At 64.9% G+C, this 23,365-nt stretch carries 18 protein-coding genes and 1 tRNA gene; 5 read left to right on the top strand and 14 right to left on the bottom strand.

The window, feature by feature from the left end:
* Positions 1 to 22: 22 nt before the first annotated feature.
* On the bottom strand, positions 23 to 907 hold the full coding sequence (prmC, locus tag QMF22_RS03305) for a peptide chain release factor N(5)-glutamine methyltransferase (protein ID WP_502846897.1): 885 nt from the start codon (positions 905 to 907) through the stop codon (positions 23 to 25).
* Positions 908 to 1,012: 105 nt separating this feature from the next.
* On the opposite strand from prmC, the gene cysK reads away from it, so the two are divergent.
* Together cysK and epsC are read left to right on the top strand one after the other, a co-directional pair.
* Entirely contained in the window at positions 1,013 to 1,948 is a 936-nt protein-coding gene (gene cysK, locus QMF22_RS03300) for a cysteine synthase A (protein WP_283450740.1), read from the top strand.
* 21 nt (positions 1,949 to 1,969) lie between these two features.
* Positions 1,970 to 2,557, top strand: a complete 588-nt coding sequence (gene epsC, locus QMF22_RS03295; protein WP_283450334.1) for a serine O-acetyltransferase EpsC — start codon at positions 1,970 to 1,972, stop codon at positions 2,555 to 2,557.
* Between the two features lie 91 nt (positions 2,558 to 2,648).
* Here the strand turns inward: epsC and prfA are convergent, their stop codons facing one another.
* From prfA to argS, 8 genes are all read right to left on the bottom strand, one after another.
* Positions 2,649 to 3,728: a peptide chain release factor 1 gene (gene prfA, locus QMF22_RS03290; RefSeq protein WP_283450333.1), complete on the bottom strand. Its 1,080-nt coding sequence runs from the start codon at positions 3,726 to 3,728 to the stop codon at positions 2,649 to 2,651.
* Positions 3,728 to 6,178 carry a transcription termination factor Rho gene (gene rho / locus QMF22_RS03285; RefSeq protein WP_283450330.1) on the bottom strand — a complete coding sequence of 817 codons (2,451 nt, stop codon included), beginning with the start codon at positions 6,176 to 6,178 and terminating at the stop codon, positions 3,728 to 3,730. Before rho ends, prfA begins: the two co-directional genes overlap by 1 nt.
* 297 nt (positions 6,179 to 6,475) lie before the next feature.
* Entirely contained in the window at positions 6,476 to 7,426 is a 951-nt protein-coding gene (gene thrB, locus QMF22_RS03280; RefSeq protein WP_283450328.1) for a homoserine kinase, read from the bottom strand.
* Positions 7,423 to 8,550 (bottom strand): threonine synthase, encoded by a 1,128-nt coding sequence (gene thrC / locus QMF22_RS03275; RefSeq protein WP_283450326.1) that lies wholly within the window; start codon positions 8,548 to 8,550, stop codon positions 7,423 to 7,425. Before thrC ends, thrB begins: the two co-directional genes overlap by 4 nt.
* Positions 8,550 to 9,887, bottom strand: a complete 1,338-nt coding sequence (locus QMF22_RS03270; protein ID WP_283450324.1) for a homoserine dehydrogenase — start codon at positions 9,885 to 9,887, stop codon at positions 8,550 to 8,552. Before QMF22_RS03270 ends, thrC begins: the two co-directional genes overlap by 1 nt.
* A complete protein-coding gene (gene lysA / locus QMF22_RS03265; RefSeq protein WP_283450322.1) occupies positions 9,884 to 11,317 on the bottom strand; it encodes a diaminopimelate decarboxylase in 1,434 nt (477 codons plus the stop codon). Before lysA ends, QMF22_RS03270 begins: the two co-directional genes overlap by 4 nt.
* A 135-nt stretch (positions 11,318 to 11,452) precedes the next feature.
* A complete protein-coding gene (locus QMF22_RS03260) occupies positions 11,453 to 12,214 on the bottom strand; it encodes an LmeA family phospholipid-binding protein (RefSeq protein ID WP_283450320.1) in 762 nt (253 codons plus the stop codon).
* A gap of 2 nt (positions 12,215 to 12,216) precedes the next feature.
* A complete protein-coding gene (gene argS / locus QMF22_RS03255) occupies positions 12,217 to 13,893 on the bottom strand; it encodes an arginine--tRNA ligase (RefSeq protein ID WP_283450317.1) in 1,677 nt (558 codons plus the stop codon).
* 41 nt (positions 13,894 to 13,934) lie between these two features.
* On the opposite strand from argS, the gene QMF22_RS03250 reads away from it, so the two are divergent.
* Positions 13,935 to 14,585 carry an iron ABC transporter ATP-binding protein gene (locus tag QMF22_RS03250; RefSeq protein ID WP_283450315.1) on the top strand — a complete coding sequence of 217 codons (651 nt, stop codon included), beginning with the start codon at positions 13,935 to 13,937 and terminating at the stop codon, positions 14,583 to 14,585.
* A 69-nt stretch (positions 14,586 to 14,654) separates the two neighbouring features.
* Positions 14,655 to 14,726: transfer RNA gene (locus QMF22_RS03245), tRNA-Arg, on the top strand.
* A gap of 138 nt (positions 14,727 to 14,864) precedes the next feature.
* On the opposite strand, the gene QMF22_RS03240 is transcribed toward QMF22_RS03245, so the two are convergent.
* The gene (locus tag QMF22_RS03240) at positions 14,865 to 15,227 is read right to left on the bottom strand and encodes a MerR family transcriptional regulator (protein WP_283450739.1); all 363 of its coding nucleotides are present in this window, start codon (positions 15,225 to 15,227) and stop codon (positions 14,865 to 14,867) included.
* Positions 15,228 to 15,482: 255 nt separating this feature from the next.
* Here QMF22_RS03240 and QMF22_RS03235 point away from each other — a divergent pair, with 255 nt between their 5' ends.
* The gene (locus QMF22_RS03235) at positions 15,483 to 17,003 is read left to right on the top strand and encodes a SulP family inorganic anion transporter (protein WP_283450314.1); all 1,521 of its coding nucleotides are present in this window, start codon (positions 15,483 to 15,485) and stop codon (positions 17,001 to 17,003) included.
* A gap of 5 nt (positions 17,004 to 17,008) precedes the next feature.
* On the opposite strand, the gene QMF22_RS03230 is transcribed toward QMF22_RS03235, so the two are convergent.
* The 4 genes from QMF22_RS03230 to QMF22_RS03215 form a co-directional block, all read right to left on the bottom strand.
* On the bottom strand, positions 17,009 to 18,334 hold the full coding sequence (locus QMF22_RS03230) for a flavin monoamine oxidase family protein (RefSeq protein WP_283450312.1): 1,326 nt from the start codon (positions 18,332 to 18,334) through the stop codon (positions 17,009 to 17,011).
* A gap of 108 nt (positions 18,335 to 18,442) precedes the next feature.
* The gene (locus tag QMF22_RS03225; protein ID WP_283450310.1) at positions 18,443 to 20,059 is read right to left on the bottom strand and encodes an isocitrate lyase; all 1,617 of its coding nucleotides are present in this window, start codon (positions 20,057 to 20,059) and stop codon (positions 18,443 to 18,445) included.
* A 320-nt stretch (positions 20,060 to 20,379) separates the two neighbouring features.
* Positions 20,380 to 21,540 carry a threonine synthase gene (locus tag QMF22_RS03220; protein WP_283450308.1) on the bottom strand — a complete coding sequence of 387 codons (1,161 nt, stop codon included), beginning with the start codon at positions 21,538 to 21,540 and terminating at the stop codon, positions 20,380 to 20,382.
* Between the two features lie 9 nt (positions 21,541 to 21,549).
* Positions 21,550 to 23,286 carry an Ig-like domain-containing protein gene (locus QMF22_RS03215; RefSeq protein WP_283450306.1) on the bottom strand — a complete coding sequence of 579 codons (1,737 nt, stop codon included), beginning with the start codon at positions 23,284 to 23,286 and terminating at the stop codon, positions 21,550 to 21,552.
* Positions 23,287 to 23,365: the final 79 nt, after the last annotated feature.

Here is a 23,365-nt window from a genome sequence, read left to right as displayed (position 1 = left end):
GCGCCGACTGGCGGGGTTCTTTTTAGGGGTGCAGTGCTGTTGTGGCCCGGTCCCGACTGGTGTAGTCGCGGTGGGTGGCCGGGGCCCGCCAGCCATCGGCTGCCAGCAACTGACGGATCGCGGCGCCCTGCAGCTCGCCGTGCTCGATCACGAGAACCCCGCCGGCGCGCAGTAGGCGCAGCCCGGTTGCTGACACGCTGCGCACGACGTCGAGTCCGTCCGAGCCACCGAACAGGGCGTGGGCAGGGTCAAACAGGCGCACCTCTGGGTCGCGGGGAATCGCATCCGCTGGAATGTAGGGCGGATTAGAGATGACGACGGCCACAGTGCCGTCCAGTTCAACGAAGGCGTCGGCGAGGTCGCCGAAGGCGAGGGTGGCGTTGGCGGCGCCGACCTCGATGAAGTTGCGGGTGGTCCACGGGAACGCTTCCGGCGAGTTCTCGATCGCGAAAATGTGCGCGTGCGGCACCTCGGTCGCCAGGGCCAGGGCGATCGCGCCGCTTCCCGTGCCGAGGTCGATACCGATCGGCTCCGGATCCGGCATGGAACGCAGGGCGTCGATGGCGAACTGGGCAACCTGCTCGGTTTCGGGGCGCGGCACGAACACGCCGGGGCCCACATTCAGCGAAAGGGAACGGAACGGTGCTCGCCCCGTTATGTGTTGCAGGGGCTCGCGCCCGCTGCGGCGGGCCAGCAGGGCGATGATGGTGGCGGCATCCGCTTGACTAACCGGTCGATTCAGGATGCTGCCGGCCTGCACTTCGCCGCGGCTCTGGCCGAGCACGTGGCCGATCAGCAGGTCGGCGTCGACCTTCGGGTCGGTGATACCAGCAGAGGTCAGCGCTCTGATCGCTCGATTTCGTAAGGAAGTGATGGTCTCGGGCAGGGCAGAATCTGAAGAAGGCACGTAGTGAAATGTAACCCACCAACCGCTTTTCGGCCGGGAGACATAGGCTGGAGGCGGCCCCCCCACCGAATTTCACCGAATGAAAACCGAATGAAAGTTGCCCCCGTGCCCAAGATCTATTCCGACATCACCGAAGCCGTCGGTGGGACCCCCCTCGTCAAGCTGAACCGTTTGACCGCCGGCCTCGGCGCCACCGTGCTCGCGAAGCTCGAGTTCTACAACCCCTCCAGCAGTGTCAAGGACCGCATCGGCGTCGCGATCATCAACGCTGCCGAGAAGGACGGCTCGCTCAAGCCGGGCGGAACCATCGTCGAAGCCACCAGCGGCAACACGGGCATCGCCCTGGCTATGGTCGGCGCAGCCCGCGGCTACAAGGTCATTCTGGCTATGCCGGAAACCATGAGCAAGGAACGCCGCGTCATGATGCGCGCCTACGGTGCCGAAATCGTGCTGACCGCTGGTGCCGACGGCATGCGTGGCGCGGTCGAGCAGGCCGCCGAGATCGTCGCGAACACCCCGGGCGCCGTTCTGGCCAGCCAGTTCACCAACCCGGCCAACCCGGCCATCCATCGTGCCACGACCGGCGTGGAGATTTGGACTGACACCGAGGGCACCGTCGACATTCTCGTCGCGGGCATCGGCACCGGCGGCACCATCTCCGGCGCCGGCGGATACCTCAAGGACCAGAAGCCGGGCCTCAAAGTTGTCGGTGTCGAGCCGATCGACTCGCCCATCCTCACCGGCGGCAAGCCGGGTCCGCACAAGATCCAGGGTCTCGGCGCGAATTTCGTGCCGGAAACCCTCAACCGCGAGGTCTACGACTCGATCACCGATGTGACCCTGGCCGACTCGCTCGCCACGGCGCGTTCACTCGGCACCGATGAGGGAATCCTCGGCGGCATCTCCGGTGGCGCCGCCGTCTGGGCTGCGCTCGAGCAGGCAAAGCTCCCCGAGAACGCTGGCAAGACCATCGTCGTGATTGTTCCCGGCTTCGGCGAGCGGTACATTTCGACGGTGCTCTACGAAGACCTGCTGGACTAAGTGAACGCTGTCTGCCCTTAAATGAATCCCTTACGGCGCCTCCGCGAAGATATCGCGGCTGCGCGCACCCACGACCCCGCCGCGCGCAGCAACACCGAGGTTTTCCTGGCCTACAGTGGGCTGCACGCGGTCTGGTCGTACCGGATCGCTAACCGTTTGTGGCGCGCCGGGCTTCACCTCCCTGCTCGCCTGCTGTCGCAGGTGAACCGGTTTCTGACCGGGATTGAGATTCACCCCGGGGCGACAATCGGGCGCCGATTGTTCATCGACCACGGCATGGGCGTCGTGATCGGTGAGACGGCGATTCTCGGCGACGATGTGATGCTGTACCACGCGGTGACGCTGGGCGGTAAGAGCCGTCACGGGCATGCGCGCGGGGTGCGGCGGCATCCGTTTCTGGATGACGGTGTCACTGTCGGAGCCGGCGCCAAGGTGCTCGGCCCGATCACGATCGGTGCCTGGAGCACGATCGGCTCGAACGCCGTAGTGACTAAGAACGCTCCCCCGCGGTCGCTGCTCGTGGGAGTGCCGGCGACAATTCGCCCGCAAACTCCCGCGACGGTTGAGTCAGCCCGTGGAGGCACCCTCGACCCCGAATACTACCTCTAGAAATACGACCGGGCCCGGGCCCGGAAAGTGGGCCCATGTTCTATCGTGGGCCCGGTTTCCGGGCCCGGGCCCGGTTAGGTTGATGCAGGAGCTACTCGGGGTCGCCGAGCTCAGCCAGGCGGGTTTCCTCGTCGGCGTGGATGCAGGAGTCGATGACGGGGCCGAGGGCTCCGTTCATGACGGCGTCGAGGTTGTACGCCTTGTAACCGGTGCGGTGATCCGCGATGCGGTTCTCCGGAAAGTTGTAGGTACGAATGCGCTCTGAGCGATCCATGGTACGAATTTGCCCCTTGCGCACGAGCGACGCTGCCGCATCGATCTCTTCCTGCTGACGGGCCAGAACGCGAGCGCGCAGTACACGCATGCCGGCTTCCTTGTTCTGTAGCTGCGACTTCTCGTTCTGCATGGCCACCACGATTCCGGTGGGAAGGTGCGTGATGCGCACTGCAGAGTCGGTGGTGTTGACCGACTGGCCACCGGGGCCGCTCGACCGATACACGTCGATCTTGAGGTCGTTCGGGTGCAGCTCGACTTCTTCGGGCTCGTCGACCTCGGGGAAGACGAGCACGCCGGCCGCTGAGGTGTGGATGCGTCCCTGCGATTCGGTGGCAGGCACGCGCTGCACGCGGTGCACACCGCCCTCGTACTTGAGGTGCGCCCACACGCCTTCGGCCGGGTCGCTCGAATTACCCTTGATGGCGAGCTGGATATCTTTGATACCACCGAGGTCGCTCGAGGTCTGCTCGATGATCTCGGTTTTCCAGCGGTTCGACTCGGCGTAGTGCAGGTACATGCGCAGCAGATCGGCGGCGAACAGTGCCGATTCCGCGCCGCCCTCCCCCATCTTGATCTCCATGATCACGTCGCGGGCGTCGAGTTCGTCGCGCGGGATCAACAGACGGCGCAGCTTTTCTGCCGTCGTGTCGAGCTGCTCCACGAGGTCCGGGATCTCTTCGGCGAAGGCAGCGTCTTCGTCGGCGAGCTCACGAGCGGCCTCAAGGTTGTCTTCAACCTCTTTCCACTCGTGGTACGCCGCGATGATACGACTCAACTCGGCGTAGCGCCGGTTGACCTTCTTCGAACGGGCCGGATTCGCGTGCAGCTCCGGATCCGCCAACTGCGACTGCAGGTCGTCGTGCTCGGCCAGCAGCGTGAGGACGGATTCGAACATTACTTGTCCTTGTCTGACCCGTTCAGGGTCGGCATCGACTTCTGAACCTGCATGAGGAATTCAACGTTCGACGAGGTCTCCTTGAGACGGCCGAGGATGAGCTCAAGCGCCTGCTGCTGTTCAAGCCCGGCCAGGGCGCGGCGCAGCTTCCAGGTGACCTTGACCTCATCGGCGCTCATCAGCATTTCTTCGCGCCGAGTTCCGGAGGCGTTCACATCGACGGCCGGAAAAATGCGCTTGTCGGCGAGCTGACGCGACAGGCGCAGTTCCATATTGCCGGTGCCCTTGAACTCCTCGAAGATGACCTCGTCCATTTTGGATCCGGTCTCCACGAGTGCGGAGGCGAGGATGGTGAGCGAGCCACCGTTCTCGATGTTGCGTGCCGCACCGAAGAAACGCTTCGGTGGGTACAGAGCGGATGCGTCGACGCCGCCAGAGAGGATGCGGCCGGAGGCCGGGGCCACGAGGTTGTAGGCGCGGCCGAGGCGGGTGATGGAGTCAAGCAGCACGACGACGTCGTGGCCCAACTCGACCAGACGCTTGGCACGCTCGATGGCGAGCTCGGCGACGACGGTGTGGTCTTCGGCGGGGCGGTCGAAGGTGGAGGCGATGACCTCACCCTTGACCGTGCGCTGCATGTCGGTGACCTCTTCGGGACGCTCGTCGACCAGCACGACCATGAGGTGGACCTCGGGGTTGTTGGTGGCGATGGCGTTCGCGATCTGCTGCATGACAATGGTCTTGCCGGCCTTGGGCGGTGCCACGATCAGGCCGCGCTGACCCTTGCCGATCGGGGCGACGAGGTCGATTATGCGCTGCGTGAGCTTGCCCGGCTCGGTCTCGAGGCGCAGGCGCTCGGTGGGGTACAGCGGGGTCAGCTTGTGGAAGTCGACGCGGGCCGCGGCCTCTTCAACGGTCTGGCCGTTGATGGAATCGACCTTGACGATGGCGTTGTACTTCTGACGGCCGGACTGGTCGCCCTCGTGCGGCTGACGGATCGAGCCGACGACGGCGTCACCCTTGCGCAGATTGTACTTCTTGACCTGGCCGAGCGAGACGTACACGTCGCTCGCACCGGGCAGGTAGCCGGAGGTGCGCACGAACGCGTAATTGTCGAGCACGTCGAGAATACCGGCGACGGGAATGAGCACGTCATCGTCGTTGACCTCGGGTTCGAAGTCATCGCCCTGGTTCGGGCCGCGACGCTTGCGGTCACGGTACCGGTTGCGGTTGCCGCGACCGTTCAGGTCGTCGTCGAGCTGGTTGCGTTCCTGGCCCTGGTTTCGGTCCTGACCACGGTCATTCTGACCCTGATTGCGGTCGTTCTGGTTCTGGTTGCGTTCCTGGCCGCGCTCGTTCTGACCCTGGTTTCGGTCCTGACCACGGTCATTCTGACCTTGGTTGCGGTCGGCTTGTGCCTGCGCGCGCTCTTGGTTGCGTTCCTGGTTGCGCTCGTTGCGAGCCTGACGCTGGCTCTGCGCCCGCGTCATGCCCTCGTCGTTGGTGCCGTTCTGGTTGCGGTCGTTCTGGCCACGGTCGTTCTGGTTCTGCGCGTTCTGGTCGCCCTGGTTGCGGTCTCCGCCCTGCGCACGGTCACCACCGCGGCTGCGGCTGCGGCTGCGGCCCTGACGCGGTGCACCGGAATCGTTCTGCTGATCATTCGACTGGTCGGTCGACTCGTCCGTGGATTCATCCGACGTGTCGGTCAGGACCTCTGCAGAATCGGCGACATCGTCAGACCCAGCAGGCGTCTCGTCGGTTACAACGGCGGCAGTGCGCTGCGACGAAGCCCGCCGGGATGGACGGCGAGCGGATGACGCGACCTCTACGGGTGCATCGGCGGGCGCGTCAGCGGTGTCGGCGACCACAGCGGCAGCGTCGTCGAGGTGCACCGGTGCGACCTGCACGCGCTTGCGTGCCTGGCGAACCGGCTTGTCAGCATCCGCTGTGGTAGCGGCAGCATCGTCGCCAGCGGGGGCAGCAATGGTGGACGCCACAACGCCGCGGGCGTTGCGAGCGATGCGCGAACCGGCGGCCGGAGCGTCGGGCAGGATGATGCCGAATCCGGTGCTGGCGTCGGCGTTGACGTGGGACTTGGCGGGAGCGGCGGTCGCGGTACTGGCACGACGCGGTGCACGCTTGCGCGGGGCCGTTTCAAGGGCCTCGGCGAGGCTCTCGACCGGTGCGATCTCGGGAGCGACCTCGACAGGGGCAGCCTCGACAGGGGCCGCCTCAGCTACGGGCGCAGCCGCGACTACGGGAGCCTCGGCGGGAGCAGCGGCGCTCGTGCCGGACTGAGCCGTTTGGATGGCCTCCACGAGCTCTCCTTTACGAAGTTTGGAAGCGCCGGGGATTTTCAGTTCAAGGGCCAGAGCCTGAAGCTCGGACACGCGAAGGGTACTCAGGCGGGGAAGATCCGAGCCAGCGGCGCGGAGGTTGACATCAGTCACGAAGGGGGTTCCTTTCCCCTGCCGAACAAAAATTCAGGTCAGGAGAGATGTATGCAGCGAGAATTGCGCTGCGGGTGATCCAATCCGACAAATGGAGGGGATTGGTGTAAACACCCACCGCTACGCAGAAAATCGCAATAACAGTGAGGTACAGGGAATGCACCGGAGAAGATGTCGCTCAAGGCGGTTTCTATCGGGTGCACAACAACCATAGCACTCTGGAGCCAGTCGCTTCGACAGCCCGCGGACCGGCCGAGCGTACGCGCGCCGCGCATGCCGACTCGACTCGACTGCTCGCTACGCGGCAGTCTCCGCCGGCGTGAGCGAATGCACGGTCGCACCCTGCACGTCGACGGCGAGCATGAGTGCTCGCCACGGGGTATCAGAGTTGCTGGCCACGAGTTCGGCAGCCACCAAGCGCTGACTCGGGTCGCTCGCCAACACCAGAATGGATGGCCCGGCGCCGGACACAACCGCAGCGAAGCCGGCCGCGCGCAAGAGGGTGATCAGCTTGTTCGTCTCCGGCATCGCAGCAGCACGGTAGCTCTGGTGTAGTTTGTCCTCGGTCGCGGCCAGCAGCAACTCGGGGCTCTGGATGAGCGCGGCGATCAGCAGCGCTGAACGCGACAGGTTGAACACGGCGTCTTCGTGCGGCACCGAGGCCGGCTGCAGGCTGCGCGCGAGGGCGGTAGACATCTCCTGCTCGGGCACAAAGACGAGCGGCTTGACACCGCGGTGCACCATGAGCTTCTTGTGGCGAGGTCCCTCCGGCGTCGTCCAGGCAATGGTCAGTCCGCCGAACAGAGCGGGTGCCACGTTGTCGGGGTGACCTTCCATCTCGGTGGCAAGAACGAGCAGCATCTCGGCGTCGATATCGACGATTCCCTCGAGCAGGCCCTTGGCCGCCATGATGCCCGACACGATGGCAGCACCGGAGGAACCGAGGCCGCGCCCGTGTGGGATGACGTTATGCGCGACGATGTCCAGCCCCGGCAGGGGCTGGCCGACAGCGTTGAAGGTGTGGATGATGGCCCGCACGACAAGGTTGGTTTCGTCGGTGGGAACCACACCGGCACCGACACCGTGCACCTCGACGAACACGCCGGGTTCGCTCCGCACGGTCACCTCGAGCTGGTCGTACTTGGCCAGCGCCAGACCTAGCGTGTCAAAGCCGGGGCCGAGGTTGGCCGTCGTCGCCGGAACCTGCACCGAGACAGCGCGGCCGATCAGGGAGACAGAACTGGTCATGCCTTGCCCAGGCCCAGAACGCTGGCGATTTCAGCGGTGTCCACCGGAACGATGGTGGGTACGACATCGGAACCGTCCGCGGTGCGTAGCGCCCACTGCGGGTCTTTCAAACCGTGGCCGGTGACCGTGATGACCACGGTCGATCCCTTCGGAATGAATCCGGCTTCGGCACGCTCGAGCAGGCCGGCGACTCCGATAGCGGATGCCGGTTCCACGAAGATGCCGACCTCGGCCGAGAGAATGCGGTGGGCTTCGAGAATCTTCGGGTCGGTGATAGCGCCGAAGTAGCCGTCGCTCTGCTCACGGGCGTTCAGTGCGAGGTCCCACGATGCCGGGTTGCCGATGCGGATGGCGCTCGCGATGGTGTCGGGGTGCTCGACGCGGTGGCCGAGCACGATCGGGGCGCTGCCGGAGGCTTGGAAGCCGAACATGCGCGGCAGCTTCGTGGTGGCGCCGCGGGCGACCTCTTCGCTGTAGCCGCGAAAGTAAGCCGTGTAGTTGCCGGCGTTGCCGACCGGAACGAACTGAAAGTCGGGGGCGTCACCGAGCACTTCGACGACCTCGAAGGCTGCGGTCTTCTGGCCTTCGATGCGGTCGGGGTTGACCGAGTTGACCAGGTGCACCGGGTAGTTGGTGGCGAGATCGCGGGCGATGTCGAGGCAGTCATCGAAGTTGCCCTGCACCTGCAGCAGCTGGGCGTTGTGCGCGACGGCCTGGCTGAGCTTGCCCATGGCGATCTTGCCTTCCGGCACGAGCACGGCGGCGGTGATGCCGGCGTGGGTGGCGTAGGCGGCAGCTGAGGCGCTGGTGTTGCCGGTCGAGGCGCAGATGACGGCTTTCGCACCGTCTTCCATGGCCTTGGAGATGGCCATGGTCATACCGCGGTCTTTGAACGACCCGGTCGGGTTCATTCCCTCAAACTTGATCCAGACCTTCGCGCCGGTGCGCGCGGAGAGCGCGGCGGCCGGAATGAGCGGCGTTCCACCCTCACCCAGGGTGATGATCGGAGTCGCGGCCGAGATGTTCAGTCGGTCGGAGTATTCGTTCAGCACGCCGCGCCACTGGCGGCAGACGATCGCCGCGGGGTTGGTCAGGCTGGCACTGGTCTCGCTTGGGCTAAACATCAGACTCCTTCAACTCTCAAAACGGATGCGACTTCGCTGACGACACTGTTGGTGGCCAGGTCCTGCACGGTGGCGGCGAGTGCGGCCTCCGTTGCGTCATGGGTCCCGATTACTAGGGTAGCCGTGGCCGAGCGGGCTGCGCGACTCGCGGTGCCGATCACGGCGGGTGTCATGGATTGTTCCACGAGCGCGAGGGAGACCTTGCGCTTGCTGAACACGCTCGCGATGGTCGCGAGCACGCCGGGTTCGTCGGTGACTTCGAGGGTCACGGCATAGCGGGTGGTGACCCGCCCGATGTCGAAAACGGACAGTTCGGCGTGGCTCGACGCAGCCACTCCCGGCCCGCCGGCGACGTGACGCCGGGCGATCGAGACGACGTCGCCGAGTACGGCAGAGGCCGTCTCCACTCCCCCGGCGCCGGCGCCATAGAACATGAGGCTTCCGGCGGATTCCGCCTCGACGAAAACAGCGTTGTTGGCGCCATGCACCGAGGCCAGCGGATGACTGCGCGGAACCATCGCCGGGTAGACCCGCGCCGACACCCCGTCGACCCCGTTCTCATCGGTGACCCGCTCGCAGATGGCCAGCAGCTTCACGACATAGCCGGCCTTGCGGGCCGATTCGATCTGCGCCGGCGTGACCTGCGTGATGCCCTCGCGATAAACGGATGCCAGCGGCACCGTCGTGTGGAATGCCAGACTTGCCAGAATGGCCGCCTTCTGCGCCGCGTCGAACCCGCCGATGTCCGCGGTCGGATCGGCTTCTGCGTAGCCGAGCGCGGTGGCCTCGGCCAGCGCGTCTTCTAGACTGGACCCTTCGGTATCCATCCGGTCGAGAATGAAGTTCGTGGTGCCGTTGACGATACCGAGGATGCGCTTCACCTGGTCGCCGGCGAGGCTTTCCCGCAGCGGACGCACGATGGGAATAGCCCCGGCGACGGCGGCCTCGTAGTTGATCTGGGCGCCGACCTGGTTCGCCGCGGCGAACAGCTCTGGGCCGTGCAGGGCGAGCAGCGCCTTGTTGGCGGTGACGACATCCGCTCCGCTGCTGATCGCCAGCAGGATATGGCTACGGGCCGGCTCGATGCCGCCCATGAGCTCGATGACGATATCGGCCCCGAGGATGAGTTCTTCAGCGTTGGTGGTGAATAGTTCGCGCGGCAGGTCGACGGTGCGTTCCGCGTTCACGTCGCGCACCGCGATGCCGACCAGTTCGAGCGTGGCCCCGACCCGGTTGGCAAGCTCAGGGCCCTGTTCGAGCAGCAGTCGGGCCACCTGGGCGCCGACAGATCCACCGCCGAGGAGGGCGACGCGCAGATTGCGGTATTCGAGCTTCAAGATTCTCCTCCGTTTTTGGTGCCTGATTGAGGTATCCCGGTATCCCGCGCGAGCAGGTCGGCAATCGTTTCGCCGCGCACCAGAACACGCGCTGTGCCATTCAACACAGCGACGACGGGCGCGCGGCCCTGATAGTTGTAGTTGTTGGACAGCGCCCAGCAGTAGGCTCCGGTGGCGGGCACGGCGAGCAGGTCGCCCGGGGTCACATCCCCGGGCAGATAGTCAGCGTCGACGACGATGTCGCCGCTCTCGCAGTGTTTGCCGGCGATACGCACGAGCACCGGAGGTTCGGTCGACGTACGGGCGGCGAGGCGTACGGCGTAGTCGGCGCCGTAGAGGGCCGGGCGCACGTTGTCGCTCATGCCGCCATCGACGCTGACATAGAGCCGCTGCGTACCCGAGACGTCGACGGCTTTGGTCGTGCCGACGCGGTACAGGCTCACTCCGGAACGACCGATGATGACCCGGCCGGGTTCGAAAGCCACGACCGGCAGCGGGATGCCCAGCCGATCGCACTGGGCGGCGACGATGTCGGCCAGAGCGCGAGCGAGTTCGTGAATCGGAGTGGGTTCGTCGGCGCTCGTGTAAGCGATACCGAAGCCCCCGCCCAGGTTGAGTTCCGGCACCGGACCATCCGCCAGCAGGGCGGCGTGCAGGTCGAGCAGACGTGCGGCCGACTCGGCGAATCCGTCAGCGCCGAAGATCTGCGAACCGATATGACAGTGCAGGCCGACGAAGTTGAGCGCCGGTTCAGCGCGAATCAGCGCGACCAGCCTGGGCGCGTCACTGAGCACGATGCCGAACTTCTGATCTTCGTGCGAGGTGGCCAGAAAATCGTGGGTGTGCGCGTGCACGCCACTGTTCACGCGTAGGCGCACATTTTGCACGCGGCCGTTGCGGGCTGCCGCTTCGGCGACGCGGCCGATTTCGACCTTGCTGTCGATCACGATCGTGCCGACACCGACCCGGGTGGCCTCATCGAGTTCGGCCAGGGATTTGTTATTGCCGTGAAAACCGAGCCGGACGGGGTCTGCACCGCCGGCCAGCGCGACGGCGAGTTCTCCGCCGCTGCACACGTCGATGTTGAGGCCGGCGGCGGTCATCCACCGCACGACCTCCGTGGAGAGAAAGGCCTTGCCGGCGTAATACACCTTGGCGCTCGTGCCGATGCGTGCGAACTCGGCCTGGAACACGGCGAGCAGCTCGGCGGCGCGGGACCGGGCATCCGTTTCGTCGATGACATAAAGCGGGGTGCCGAATTCGGCGGCGAGGGCCGTGGCGCTCACTCCGCCGACCACGAGTTCGCCGGTGCCGCTACGAATGGTCGAGGCCGGCCAGAGTCCGGGGGTGAGCGCGTTGGCGTCAGCGGGAATGTGCAGCCAGTCGGGTGCCAGTGGGTTGGACGAGCCGTCCGAGGGATCAAGTGTCACGGGAAGTACCTCACGAGAGTCGAAGGGGAATCTCAGCGAGCGAACCCGGATTGGTCCCTGAAGCCGGAAAATGAGCCAGCCCGCGAATGGGGCGTGCCTGACTGGATTCTACCGCCGCAGGTGGCGAGGTTCGAATTAGCCGGAGCAGGTGCCGAGGGTGGTCAGCGACTGCCGGGTGAGCATGAGCGTGCTCGACTCCAGCGTAACGCGTGCCCGCTCGGGGGAAATGTCGACACCGTTCAGTTCGACGCCTTCGGGCAGGTACCCGGCGACGCAGACGCTGATGGGCGCCTGCTGGAGAATCAGATTGACCAAGGGTGTCGCGTCGATATCGCCGACTCCGCTTGTGACGGTGGCTTCGGTGGGTGCGATGTTCAGCGTGTCACCGGCGGCGGTGGCCGTGGCGGTGGCGCTGTAGCCCACGTTGAACTCGAACAATTTCACCGTGCCGGTGTAGGTGACGACTTTGTCACCGAGTGTCATCACGGCGTCGGCAGGCGCGGTGCCGGAGGCTTGCACCAGCTGATTGAGCGCGGCCTGGTCGATGTCTAGGGTGGCGGTGAGGGAGCCGATGGCCTTGGCGGTGTTGGTCGACACATCACGAGCCACGACGTGAACGGATGCCGGCACGCCGTCTACCGTGAGGCTGGGTGCGGTCAGTTCCACCTGGTCGAAGCTGCCGGCGATGAACTGGGCGATCACCGAGGTGCCGCCGATGGTGACATTGACGTCACCGGTCACCGAGGCGGGCATGCTCTTGGTGATTTCTTTCTCGGCCGTGTCCTGCGCGAAGGCGCGCAGCCCGCCGTCTACCAGAAAGTAGGCAACGACGAGCAGCACGGCGAGCACGCCCACAATGATCAGCGGAACGAGGCCGCGACGTTTGGTTCTGGCCATGATTACATGCGCTCCGGGGCGGTCACGCCGAGCAGGCCGAGACCGTTGCGAATCACCTGGCCGGTGGCGTCGTTGAGCCACAGTCGGGTGCGGTGCAGGTCGGTGATCGGTTCTTCGCCGAGCGGAATGACCCGGCAGTTGTCGTACCAGCGGTGATAGTAACCAGCGACCTCTTCGATGTAGCGGGCCACGCGGTGCGGCTCCCGCAGTTCGGCGGCCTGGGCGACGATGCGCGGGTATTCCTGCAGCACGCCGAGCAGCGCGGATTCGCTGTCGTGCACGAGCAGTTCGGGGGCGAAGACGATTCGTTCGACGCCGCTGGCCAAAGCGTTGCGCGCCACCGCCGACGTGCGGGCATGGGCGTACTGCACGTAGAAAACCGGGTTGTCGTTGGTGCGTTTGCCGAGCAGGTCGAGGTCGATGTCGAGCTGTGAGTCGCTGTTCGAGCGCACCAGGGCATACCGCCCGGCATCGACCCCGACGGCGTCGACGAGGTCGTCGAGGGTGACGATGGTGCCGGCGCGCTTCGACATACGCACGGGTTCGCCGTCTTTGAGTAGGTTGACCATCTGGCCGATCAGAATCTGCAGGTTCATGCCGGGTTTGTCGCCGAAGGCGGAGACCATCGCCATCATGCGGCCGACGTAGCCGTGGTGGTCGGCGCCGAGCATGATCAGGCACTGGTCGAAGCCGCGCTCACGCTTGTCGAGGTAGTAGCCGAGGTCGCCCGAAATGTAGGCGGGTTCGCCGTTGGAGCGGATGATCACCCGGTCGCGATCGTCGCCGAAAGTGGTCGTGCGCAGCCAGATGGCGCCATCCGCTTCGAAGATGTGGCCCTGTTCGCGCAGGCGTTCGATGGCGCGGTTGACGGCACCGGATTCGTGCAGGGAATCTTCGTGAAAGTACACGTCGAAGTCCACGCCGAAGCCGTGCAGCTTCTCCTTAATCTCGGTGAACATGAGGTCGACTCCGATGGAGCGGAACACTTCCTGCTGTTCGTCCCGGGGCAGGGCTGAAACGTCGCCGTCGTACATCGCGAGCACAGTCGCTGCGATGTCGCCGATGTAGGCTCCGCCGTAACCGTCTTCGGGGGTGGGCTCGCCGAGGTAGCTCGCCAGCACGCTGCGGGCGAAGCGGTCGATCTGCGAACCATGGTCGTTGAAGTAGTACTCGCGGGTGACGTCGGCGCCCTCGGCCTGCAGCACGCGAGCGAGGCTGTCGCCGACCGCGGCCCAGCGCACGCCGCCCATGTGGATCGGGCCGGTGGGGTTGGCCGAGACGAATTCGAGGTTGATCCTGAGACCGTCATAGAGGTGGCCGGTGCCGTAGGTGTCGCCGAGGGTCACGATGGTCTGCGCGAGTGCGCCGGCCGCCGCCGCTTCGAGGCGAATGTTGATAAAGCCCGGACCGGCGATTTCAACGGAGGCCACATCGCTCAGCTGTTCGAGACCGGCTGCCAGTTCGGCGGCGATTTCTCGCGGGTTGGCACCGAGGGGCTTGGCAATCTTGAGCGCGATGCTCGAGGCCCAGTCACCGTGGTCGCGGTTGCGTGGTCGCTCGACGGCGACGTCGGCGAGGGTGAGTCCGAGGTCTACCCCAACCGTGTCAGCCTCGCGTCGGCGCTCGCTGACGTCGAGAATGAGGTCAAACAGGGACTGGGAGAGTTCGGCAGGAGTCACCGGTCAATCGTACCGGCCCCTCCAGTTGGTAAGGTCAACGCGTGACTGATACACGCGTCTACCCCACTCTCGTTCGTTCCGCTCGTGGCCGGACCGGCGTCCTGCTCGCCGCTGGCACCCTGTTCGCCCTCGTTCTGACCGGGTGCAGTGGTGGTGACCAGCCCAAGCCGACGAATTCCGCGTCCGCGACCAGCGGGGCATCCGCTGACCCCGCCGAGAGCGCTGCTCCGTCATCGTCTCCGACGCCGACGGCGGAAGCGACCGGATCCGCGATCACACAGACCTGTGGCGATCTGCTCACCCTGCAGGATGTCTACGATTTCAACCCCAACTACGGCACCGCTCCCGATTACTCGCCGAGTGCCGGCAGCCTGGGCGAGACCGCGGCAAAGTACAACGGCCTCACCTGCGGCTGGTCGAACCAGACCAGCGGCGAGCTCATCGAGATCTCGGTCGTGGCCCCCAACGATGTGCTGATAACCACGCTCAAGCAGCAAGCGGATGCCGATAGCCAGGCCGTTCCCAGCTACGGCACCCCGCCGACCGTGGACGGCTTCTTCACCTACGCGAATGGCGTCGGTCAGGCCCAGGTCTTCACGGAAAAGTACTGGGTCACGCTCAGCACCTCCGCGTTCTTCGAACCCGGCGATGCCGAGCCACTCATCTCGACGGTAATGTCGCACCTCGGCTAGCAGATTTTGTCGGCTGGCCCGTGGTGGGTCTTGGCAGCCGGGGCATGATGCTAACCTTGAACCACCCTGGCCCCCATAGCTCAGGGGATAGAGCACTGCCCTCCGGAGGCAGGGGCGGCAGTTCGAATCTGCCTGGGGGCACACTCGTTAGATCCGCGTAATCACGCGGTTCTAAGCCCCTTCTGCAGCTGCCGCCAATGCGGGCAATCCGTCGATGCCCGCATTTTGCCCATCCACACCTATCGTGGAATTCGCTGGTTGTTCGATCTCGGGCAGCTGCTATTGCGCGCGCAGTAGCTCGAGAAACTCGTCGGCCATGCCCAGCTGATCCTGAAGCCTCTGGCGGCGCTCAACAGTGTCGGTGATGAAGGCATCCAGCTGCTGCCTTGATTCGGGAGTGTCGGCATCCGCTCCACCGCCTTGCCGGGAGTCGATGACCGCCAGCAGCGCTGTCATCTCGTCGAGGGTGAAGCCGAGCGGTTTCATGCGACGAATGAGCATCAGCCGAGTGAAATCGTCGGGCGAGTACAGCCGAAACCCGCCCTCGGTACGAGCGGATGCCTTGAGCAGGCCGACCTCGTCATAGTGCCGAATCGTGCGCAGCGAGAGCCCGGTCTTGTCGGCGAGTTCGCCGATATGCATCGTGACCGCAGGGCCTGTCGCGCCTGGTTCCACCGGAAGCCTCTTTCTTTGGGGTCACATTCAACCCTTACGTTAGGGTAGTGTTGCAGAAGTCGGCTGACATTCAACTGTGAGCCCACTCTCCCACCATTGTCCTTGATAGCCCTGCCCGTGCGGGTACGGCCTCAAGGTCCGGTGGAGGTGCGCACTGCGGCGCCCACCCAACTCTTACCTATCCATTTCGGCCGCATTGTCGGCCCAGCTTCTGGAGGCCTCATGGCCGTCGTTCAAAAATCCGCTGCATCCAACCGCTATAAGGCGGAACCCTCGGTGCTCACCGCGCTGCGCACGCCCCGCCTGCTCACCCGCGAAGTGCTCGCCGGACTGGTCGTGGCGATGGCCCTGATTCCGGAGGCCATCGCCTTCTCGATCATCGCCGGCGTCGACCCCCGCGTCGGGCTGTTCTCCTCATTCGTCATGGCCGTCACCATCGCGTTCGTCGGCGGACGCCCGGCCATGATCACCGCCGCAACCGGCGCTGTCGCCCTCGTGATCGCCCCGGTCGCCCGCGACTACGGGATGGAATACTTCGTCGCCACCGTCATTCTCGCCGGGGTGTTCCAAATCGTGCTGAGCCTGGTCGGCGTCGCCAAGCTCATGCGGTTTATCCCGCGCAGCGTTATGGTCGGCTTCGTCAACGCCCTCGCGATCCTCATCTTCACCTCACAGCTCCCCCAGCTGCTCGACGTTCCGTTCCTGGTGTACCCGCTCGTCGCCGCCGGCCTGATCATCATGATCGTGATGCCACGCATCACCAAGGTCATTCCTGCACCGCTCGTCGCGATCGTGGTACTCACCGTGGCAACCGTGGTCATCGGCCTCAACGTGCCGACGATCGGTGACCAGGGCGAACTGCCGAAGAGCCTGCCCGAACTGTTCCTCCCCAGCGTTCCTCTCAACTGGGAAACGTTCACCATCATCGCGCCGTTCGCGCTCGGCATGGCCCTCGTCGGCATTCTCGAGTCCCTCATGACGGCGAAGTTCGTTGACGAAATCACCGATACTCACTCCAATAAGACCCGCGAGACCTGGGGTCAGGGCGTTGCCAACGTCATGTCCGGCATCTTCGGTGGCATGGGTGGTTGCGCCATGATCGGCCAGACCATGATCAACGTGAAAGCCTCCGGTGCTCGCACCCGCATCTCCACCTTCCTCGCGGGCATTTTTCTGCTCGTGCTGGTTCTCGGGCTGGGCGAAGTGCTCGCCGTCGTGCCCATGGCCGCGCTGGTGGCGGTGATGATCATCGTGTCCTATCTCACGTTCGACTGGCACAGCATCCGTTTCTCAACCCTCAAGCGGATGCCGAAGAGCGAGACCACCGTCATGGTCGCCACGGTCGTCGTCATCGTTCTCACCCACAACCTGGCGATCGGCGTCGTCGTCGGGGTCATCGTTGCGATGGTCGCGTTCGCCCGCCGCGTGGCCCACCTCGCTCGGGTGGAACGCACTGCAGAACTCGACCAGCCCGTTCCCACCGCGTATTACACGGTGACCGGAGCGCTGTTCTTCGCCTCCAGCAACGACCTGATGACCCAGTTCGAGTACGCAGACGACCCCGACCGCATCGTCATCGATATGTCGGCCTCACACATATGGGATGCCTCGACGGTCGCCACCCTCGACGCCATCACCTACAAGTACGCCCGACACGACAAGCACGTTGTGATCGAGGGCCTCAACGAGGCCAGCCACGAGCTGCACACCCGTCTCGCTGGCAACCTTGGCGGCGGACACTGACTGATTCAGTCGGCCCACACCTGCGCGATCGGGATCTCTTGGTGCAGAATATTCGACGCCGCTCGGTGTCCGGAGCAGAAGGCTGCGGTAACCGTCGCGGGATCGTCCGTCCAGGTTGCCTCACCGGCGAGATGGAGCGCCCCACCGATTGGCGTAGCGAGATCGTCGTGGTCAGCCGTCGTCGAGCCGAGCTTCATGTAGGCGTACGAACCTCGAGCGAAGGGATCGTCCTGCCAGGCGGTGATGTGCACACTGGTCGGCTGCTCCACCCGGGCGCCATAGAGTCGCCGTAATTGCGCGAGGATCGAGTCGACCACCTTTTGTTCTGACCACTCACGAATCTCACTGGCCACCGGCCCCGCTGCAAACGTCAGCAAGGTCGGCGTTCCGTGCAGGGCCGTGAGGTCGTACCAGGAGTGCCACCGACATCCTTCGGCCCCCTGCTGCCGGATTGCATAGACTCCCTCGTCCCAGAACTTGTTCGAAAACCGCAGAAAGACCTTCTCGAAGGCGTTCATTGTGAGTCGCCCCAGAGCGCTCGCGTTCGGTTCGGGGAGCGCCGGTTCAATGATGAAATCGGTTGACTGGAGCACCCCGATTGGCACCGTCACGACCGCGGTTCCCGCAGTCAGCGTGCCGCCCCCTGTCGTGACAGTGACGCCCTCCGCCGACCAGTGCACCCGGGTGACGATCTGGTCAAAGCGGATGTCCAGCCCGGCCGCCAAACGCCCGGGCAGCTGGTCGTAGCCGTTTGGAAAAACCACCTCATCGCCGTCGATGAGATCGTCGTCGAGACCGTGCGCGGCCAGATCCTCGATCCACGCGCCGTATTGCTCTTCGCTTCGGTGCTGCAAAAATTCACGCACGCGCTGGGTGCGTTCCCCGCCCCAGGCCTGGTCGGCCAAGGCCGTCTCGGTCGCGTCGCGGTAGGAGGCATCCGCTTTCGAGGCAGCGACCGCCGGGACGAGCACGGCATCGACCGCCCGCACGTCGTCGGCGAAGGCCCGCGCGGCATCATCGCCCAGACGCTGGCCGGTCGGACCGTAGTAGGCGATCGGGCGGCTGTCCGGCTGGTAACCCCCGACGGTGAACTCCACGGTCGGCAAGCCGAACGCCGCGGCCGCCCCCGCCACGGGGTTGTCCGTCACGCCGTGGATCCAGGATGCGCCCAGATCGGTGACCAGCCCGTCGGTGCGGTCTGTGCACACCCTGCCACCGACGCGGTCGCGGGCCTCGAGCACGACGACGCTGCGCCCGGCTTGCGCCAGCAGTCGAGCGGCAGCCAACCCTGCTACCCCGGCGCCGACCACGATGGTGTCAAAATGTTCCATGCCTGACTTTGGCACACTTCTGCCATCGCGACCTTGTCTGAAGTCCGGAAGGATACAACAAAGAAGCCCCAGTCTTTCGACGGGGGCCTCTTTGTCACTCAGTGGGAGTTAGTGGCTGCTCAAAGCCGGTTCCTCGAACTGGTTGCTCGTGTTGTTCACGCCGCCAGCCTTGAGGGCTGCTGCACCGGCGAAGTACTCCTTGTGGTTGTCACCGAGGTCGGAACCAGACATGTTCTGGTGCTTGACCGTGGCGATTCCCTCGCGGATTTCACGACGCTGCACGCCCTTGACGTAGGCGAGCATGCCCTGGTCGGCGAAGTAGCCCTTGGCCAGGTCATCCGTCGAGAGTGCGGCCGTGTGGTACGTCGGCAGGGTGATGAGGTGGTGGAAGATACCAGCCTCTTTCGAGCTGTCGCGCTGGAAAGTGCGGATCTTCTCGTCGGCGTTCACGGCAAGTTCGGTCTCGTCGTAGTCGACGCTCATGAGCTTGGCACGGTCGTAAGCGGAGACGTCCTTGCCCTCGGCGAGGAGTGCGTCGTAGGCCTGCTGACGGAAGTTCAGGGTCCAGTTGAACGACGGGCTGTTGTTGTAGACCAGCTTGGCGTTCGGGATGGCCTTGCGAACCTCGTTCATCATGCCGGCGATCTGGCCGATGTGCGGCTTCTCAGTCTCGATCCAGAGCAGGTCGGCGCCGTTCTGCAGCGACGTGATGCTGTCGAGCACGCAACGAGCCTCCCCGGTTCCGGCACGGAACTGGAACAGGTTGCTGGCCAGGCGTTTCGGGCGCAAAAGCTTGCCGCCCCGCTTGATGACGACGTCGCCGTTGCCGAGGTCGGCCTCGGTGATTTCGTCCACGTCGAGGAAGGAGTTGTACTGGTCGCCCAGGTCGCCGGGCGTGTACGTCACGGCGAGCTTCTGGGTGAGGCCGGCACCGAGCGAGTCAGTGCGCGAGACGATGATGCCGTTCTCGATGCCGAGCTCGAGGAACGCGTAACGAACGGCGTTCAGCTTGGCGATGAAGTCTTCGTGAGGAACGGTGACCTTGCCGTCCTGGTGGCCACACTGCTTCTCGTCCGACACCTGGTTCTCGATCTGGATGGCGCAGGCGCCGGCCTCGATCATTTTCTTGGCCAGGAGGTAGGTGGCTTCCGGGTTACCGAAGCCGGCATCGATGTCGGCGATGATCGGCACAACGTGGGTCTCGAAGTTGTCGATCTTTGTCTGGATCGCAGCTGCCTTGGCGTCATCGCCAACGATGCGGGCGTTGTCGAGGCCGGTGAACAGCAGGTCGAGCTCGCGGGCGTCGGCCTGGCGGAGGAAGGTGTAGATCTCCTCGACGAGAGCGGGAACGGTCGTCTTCTCGTGCATGGACTGGTCGGGGAGCGGACCGAATTCGCTGCGCAGCGCCGCAACCATCCAGCCGGACAGGTACAGGTAGCGCTTGTTGGTCGTCTTGAGGTGCTTCTTGATCGAGATCATCTTCTGCTGGCCGATGAAACCGTGCCAGACGCCCAATGACTGGGTGTAGACGGAGGAGTCGGCGTCGTACTCGCCCATGTCTTTGCGCATGATGTCAGCGGTGTACTGCGCGATCTCGAGGCCGGTCTTGAACCGGTTCTGGGCACGCATGCGGGCGACGGACTCGGGGTTGATGGCGTCCCAGCTGCTGCCGACCTGCTGCTTGAGGGCTTCGATGTCCTCGATGTCTTTCTGGTACTCAGTCATGTTCATTCCTTCGACGTATGAGTTGGGCTGAGCCGGGACTGCTGACTCAACTGGCCGGTATCGGCTGCTAAACCCAGATTGGCGCAAGAACAAGCGGTCTTCTCAAGAAAGTTCATCAGAATAAACGTGATTCTTCTGCAATTGAAAAGTTTTTCGCTACGGATCGGCCTGTTCCGGCCAGAGGCCGGGTATGACGATAACCAGTCGGCATCGTGGGCACCGATGGCAGGATTCCAGCCCCTCGGCGGTGTCAACGCCGTCGGTGATCATCGTGGTGCCGCAGGCGGGACACCGGGGGGCGTCCGCAAATTCTTCGTCACTCATGAGTTCGCTGTGGTTGACCCGGGCGATTTCAGGCCGGCACCGCAGAGCGGCACGACCACAGACTCGGCCGCGAGCAGGCTCGCCGCGACCGCCCAGGTGTGGCTGGCGGAGTCGAACGTCGAGTCGACGGCGGCGCGCACTGCGGCGAAACACACGGCCGAGGTCGGCTCCACGAAGAGTCCCTCGTCGGCCAATTCCTGGCGCGCGGCCGCGGTCTGCCGGTCGGTGACGGAGACGATGGTGCCGCCGGTCGCGCGCACAGCCGCGAGAATTTGTCGTCCCCGGGGCGGCGCGGCAATGGCGATCCCCTCTGCGATCGTGCCGGCGACGTCAACGGCCACAGGCGAGTCGAGTCCCTGCGCCACGGCCTGTTCCAGCGGCGCACAAGCGGATGCCTGCACCGCGACAATCCGCGGCATCCGCTCGGCGAGACCCGCAGCCACCAGCTCGCTGAAGGCGAGGTAACAGCCGAGCAGCATGGTTCCGTTGCCGACTGGAACGACCACGGTCTCGGGTAGAACCCGCCCGCGCTGCTCCCAGATTTCGTAGCCGTAGGTTTTGACGCCGTGCAGAAAGTACGGATGGTAGACGTGGCTCGCGTACAAAACGCCGGGTCGCCCGGCCGCCTCCAAGGCCGCCACGGAGGTGTCGGCTCGCGAACCCGGTACCAGTTCAACCGTGGCGCCGTGGGCGCGCATCTGCGCGAGCTTGCCGGGCGAGGTGGATTCGGGCACATAAACCGTGCAGTCGATGCCGGACCGACCGAAGTACGCGGCCATCGCGGTGCCGGCGTTTCCGCTGCTGTCAACCATGGCGCTTCGAACATTCAGCCGTTTGGCGAGGGTCGCGAGCACGACGGCGCCGCGGTCTTTGAACGAGAGCGTTGGAAGCAGAAAGTCCAGCTTGAGCTGCGCGTTTGGGAGCGCGCTGGAGGGCACGAGCGGCGAGAAGCCCTCGCCCAGGGTGATGGTGGGGTCGGCGGCCATCGGCAGGGCCTCGGCGTAGCGCCAGAGCGAGGGGGCGCGGCCGGGCAGGGCCGCGGCATCCACGTCGGCATCAAAGGCAACTACGTCGAGCATGCCGCCGCAGCTGCAAAGCCAGACCAGGCTCTCCACCGGGTAGATAGTGCCGCAGTCGGAGCAGACGAGGTCGGGCATCTCTCCAGACTAGCTACCCGTGGTGAACTTCCAGCTGGCTGTTGATACTGGGTTGCCGGCCAGGTCACGCGCGCCCGATGTGCCGCCGGTGACCGTGACCGTGAAACTGGTCCTGGCCGGGAGCGTCGCGGTGGGGTTCAGGATCCACTTGTTGGTCGTACCGCTGCGCGACACGCTGGCAGCAATCGAAGCGCCGGTCGCCGTGTTCTTCAGCGTGTAAGTGGATGCCGCCACCCCCGCCATCGCCTCACTGAACGTCACCGAGACACTCGCGGTACGACTGGCGCCGGTGGCTCCGCTGGCCGGCGTACGGGCGGTGATCGTGGGCGCGGGCCCGGTCGTGAAGCTCCACCCCGTTGACCTCAGCGGGGTTCCCGCCGTGTCGCGGATAGCGGAGGCCCCACCGGTGAGGCTCACGCTGAATTTCGTGTCGGCCGGGAGGGTGGCACTCGGATTCAGCGTCGCGACGCGGGTGGCCGTGTTGTAGCTGACCAAAGCGGACAGAACCGTGCCGGCCGGGTTCTTCAGCCTCATGGTGGTCGCCCCGACGCCCAACACGGCTTTACTGAACGTAGCCGTCGCATTGGCGGTCTGTGCGACTCGAGTGGCCAGGGTTCCCGGTGATTTGGCCGTGACGGTTGGCGGTGCCGTCAACGAGACGATCGGGCTCAGGAACCCGCTGTTGGCGGTGTTCCAGTGGGTGGCGAGGTAGTTCGAGGCGGGTGGCGTGCCCGGGTAGTAGTAGTCCTCATCCTGGCAGTCGATGGCCGATTCGGGGCCCGCGCAGGTAAAGGTCAGCCCGCCCCCGAGGGCGAAATACAGGCCGCCATCGTCGTAACACATCAAGTCGGCCTCGTCGTAGCAGTGGCCGCCCTGGGTCGAGTGCGGCGCCGAATCCTGCACCGCCCCGAGGTTGTGGCCGATCTCGTGAGCGATCACCGGCATGTCCAGATACGCCGACATGGAGTAGCGCGGCCGCGAGTCATTGTTGGCATTGGCGGCTGGGCTGGGTTGATCGTCGCCGGTCAGTTCGCCCTGACCGCCGAAGGGGTAGACGTCCTGAATCTGGTCGATATAGGCGATGTACAGGCGGTCGTTGGCGATGTAGTTCACCGGCCCCAGCCCGAATTCGATCTGGTTCTGCATGCTGATCGCATAATCGTCGAACGTGTAGGTTGCGTCGTTTCCGACCGGGGACAGTGTCACGTTGCGCACCGTCACATCCACACCGTTCGTGCACAGAAAGCGGTAATTCTGGCTGGTGGCGGCATCCGCTGCCTCGAGGTTGTTGTTGACGTGCCGCATGATGTCGCGCAGCGGGGCCAGCATTTGGGCGTACCGGTTGGTGCGATCCTGCGGTACGCCGTAAATCACCTCGATGCGCTTACCGCTCACACCGCCGGCGCTGCACAGCGCGGTGAGCTCTGAGCCGGGCGCCGCGGTGACGCGGTGTTCCTCGGCAGTGGATGTCTGCTTCAACCTGGCCGCACCGCCGAATGCATCGACGGGGTCGGGTCCGTGGCTGCACAGGGTGGTCTTGGCGACCGTGATCTTGAGCCGGGCGCAGAGTTTCGCGAGGTCGAGCGCGGTCTGCACCGTGGTCACGGTTGAGGCGTTTGTGCTGGAAGCGCCGGCGACGGTGCTCGGCACCAGCGCAAACGACGTTGCAACGAGGGCACCCAGCGCGAGCATGGCCAGGGTGCGACGGATGGTGCGGGACGGCTTCGGAGCACGAACAAATGTCATTCTCGTGTCCTTCCGGTGCTGGCCACGACGTGACCGCTACAGTAATGCGGTTCGCCCGATGGGACAAGGCCTCAGCCGT

It is taken from the genome of Cryobacterium sp. PH31-L1 (assembly GCF_030063145.1).
GTDB lineage: Bacteria > Actinomycetota > Actinomycetes > Actinomycetales > Microbacteriaceae > Cryobacterium.
This window is presented reverse-complemented; position numbering and strand designations above follow the sequence as displayed.

Coding starts and splice junctions, on each gene's coding strand:
- epsC (WP_283450334.1), top strand. CDS start 1,970: ATGAATCCCTTACGGCGCCTCCGCGAAGATATCGCGGCTGCGCGCACC.
- prfA (WP_283450333.1), bottom strand. CDS start 3,728: ATGTTCGAATCCGTCCTCACGCTGCTGGCCGAGCACGACGACCTGCAG.
- thrB (WP_283450328.1), bottom strand. CDS start 7,426: ATGACCAGTTCTGTCTCCCTGATCGGCCGCGCTGTCTCGGTGCAGGTT.
- thrC (WP_283450326.1), bottom strand. CDS start 8,550: ATGTTTAGCCCAAGCGAGACCAGTGCCAGCCTGACCAACCCCGCGGCG.
- QMF22_RS03260 (WP_283450320.1), bottom strand. CDS start 12,214: ATGGCCAGAACCAAACGTCGCGGCCTCGTTCCGCTGATCATTGTGGGC.
- QMF22_RS03240 (WP_283450739.1), bottom strand. CDS start 15,227: ATGCATATCGGCGAACTCGCCGACAAGACCGGGCTCTCGCTGCGCACG.
- QMF22_RS03235 (WP_283450314.1), top strand. CDS start 15,483: ATGGCCGTCGTTCAAAAATCCGCTGCATCCAACCGCTATAAGGCGGAA.
- QMF22_RS03230 (WP_283450312.1), bottom strand. CDS start 18,334: ATGGAACATTTTGACACCATCGTGGTCGGCGCCGGGGTAGCAGGGTTG.
- QMF22_RS03225 (WP_283450310.1), bottom strand. CDS start 20,059: ATGACTGAGTACCAGAAAGACATCGAGGACATCGAAGCCCTCAAGCAG.
- QMF22_RS03220 (WP_283450308.1), bottom strand. CDS start 21,540: ATGCCCGACCTCGTCTGCTCCGACTGCGGCACTATCTACCCGGTGGAG.
- QMF22_RS03215 (WP_283450306.1), bottom strand. CDS start 23,286: ATGACATTTGTTCGTGCTCCGAAGCCGTCCCGCACCATCCGTCGCACC.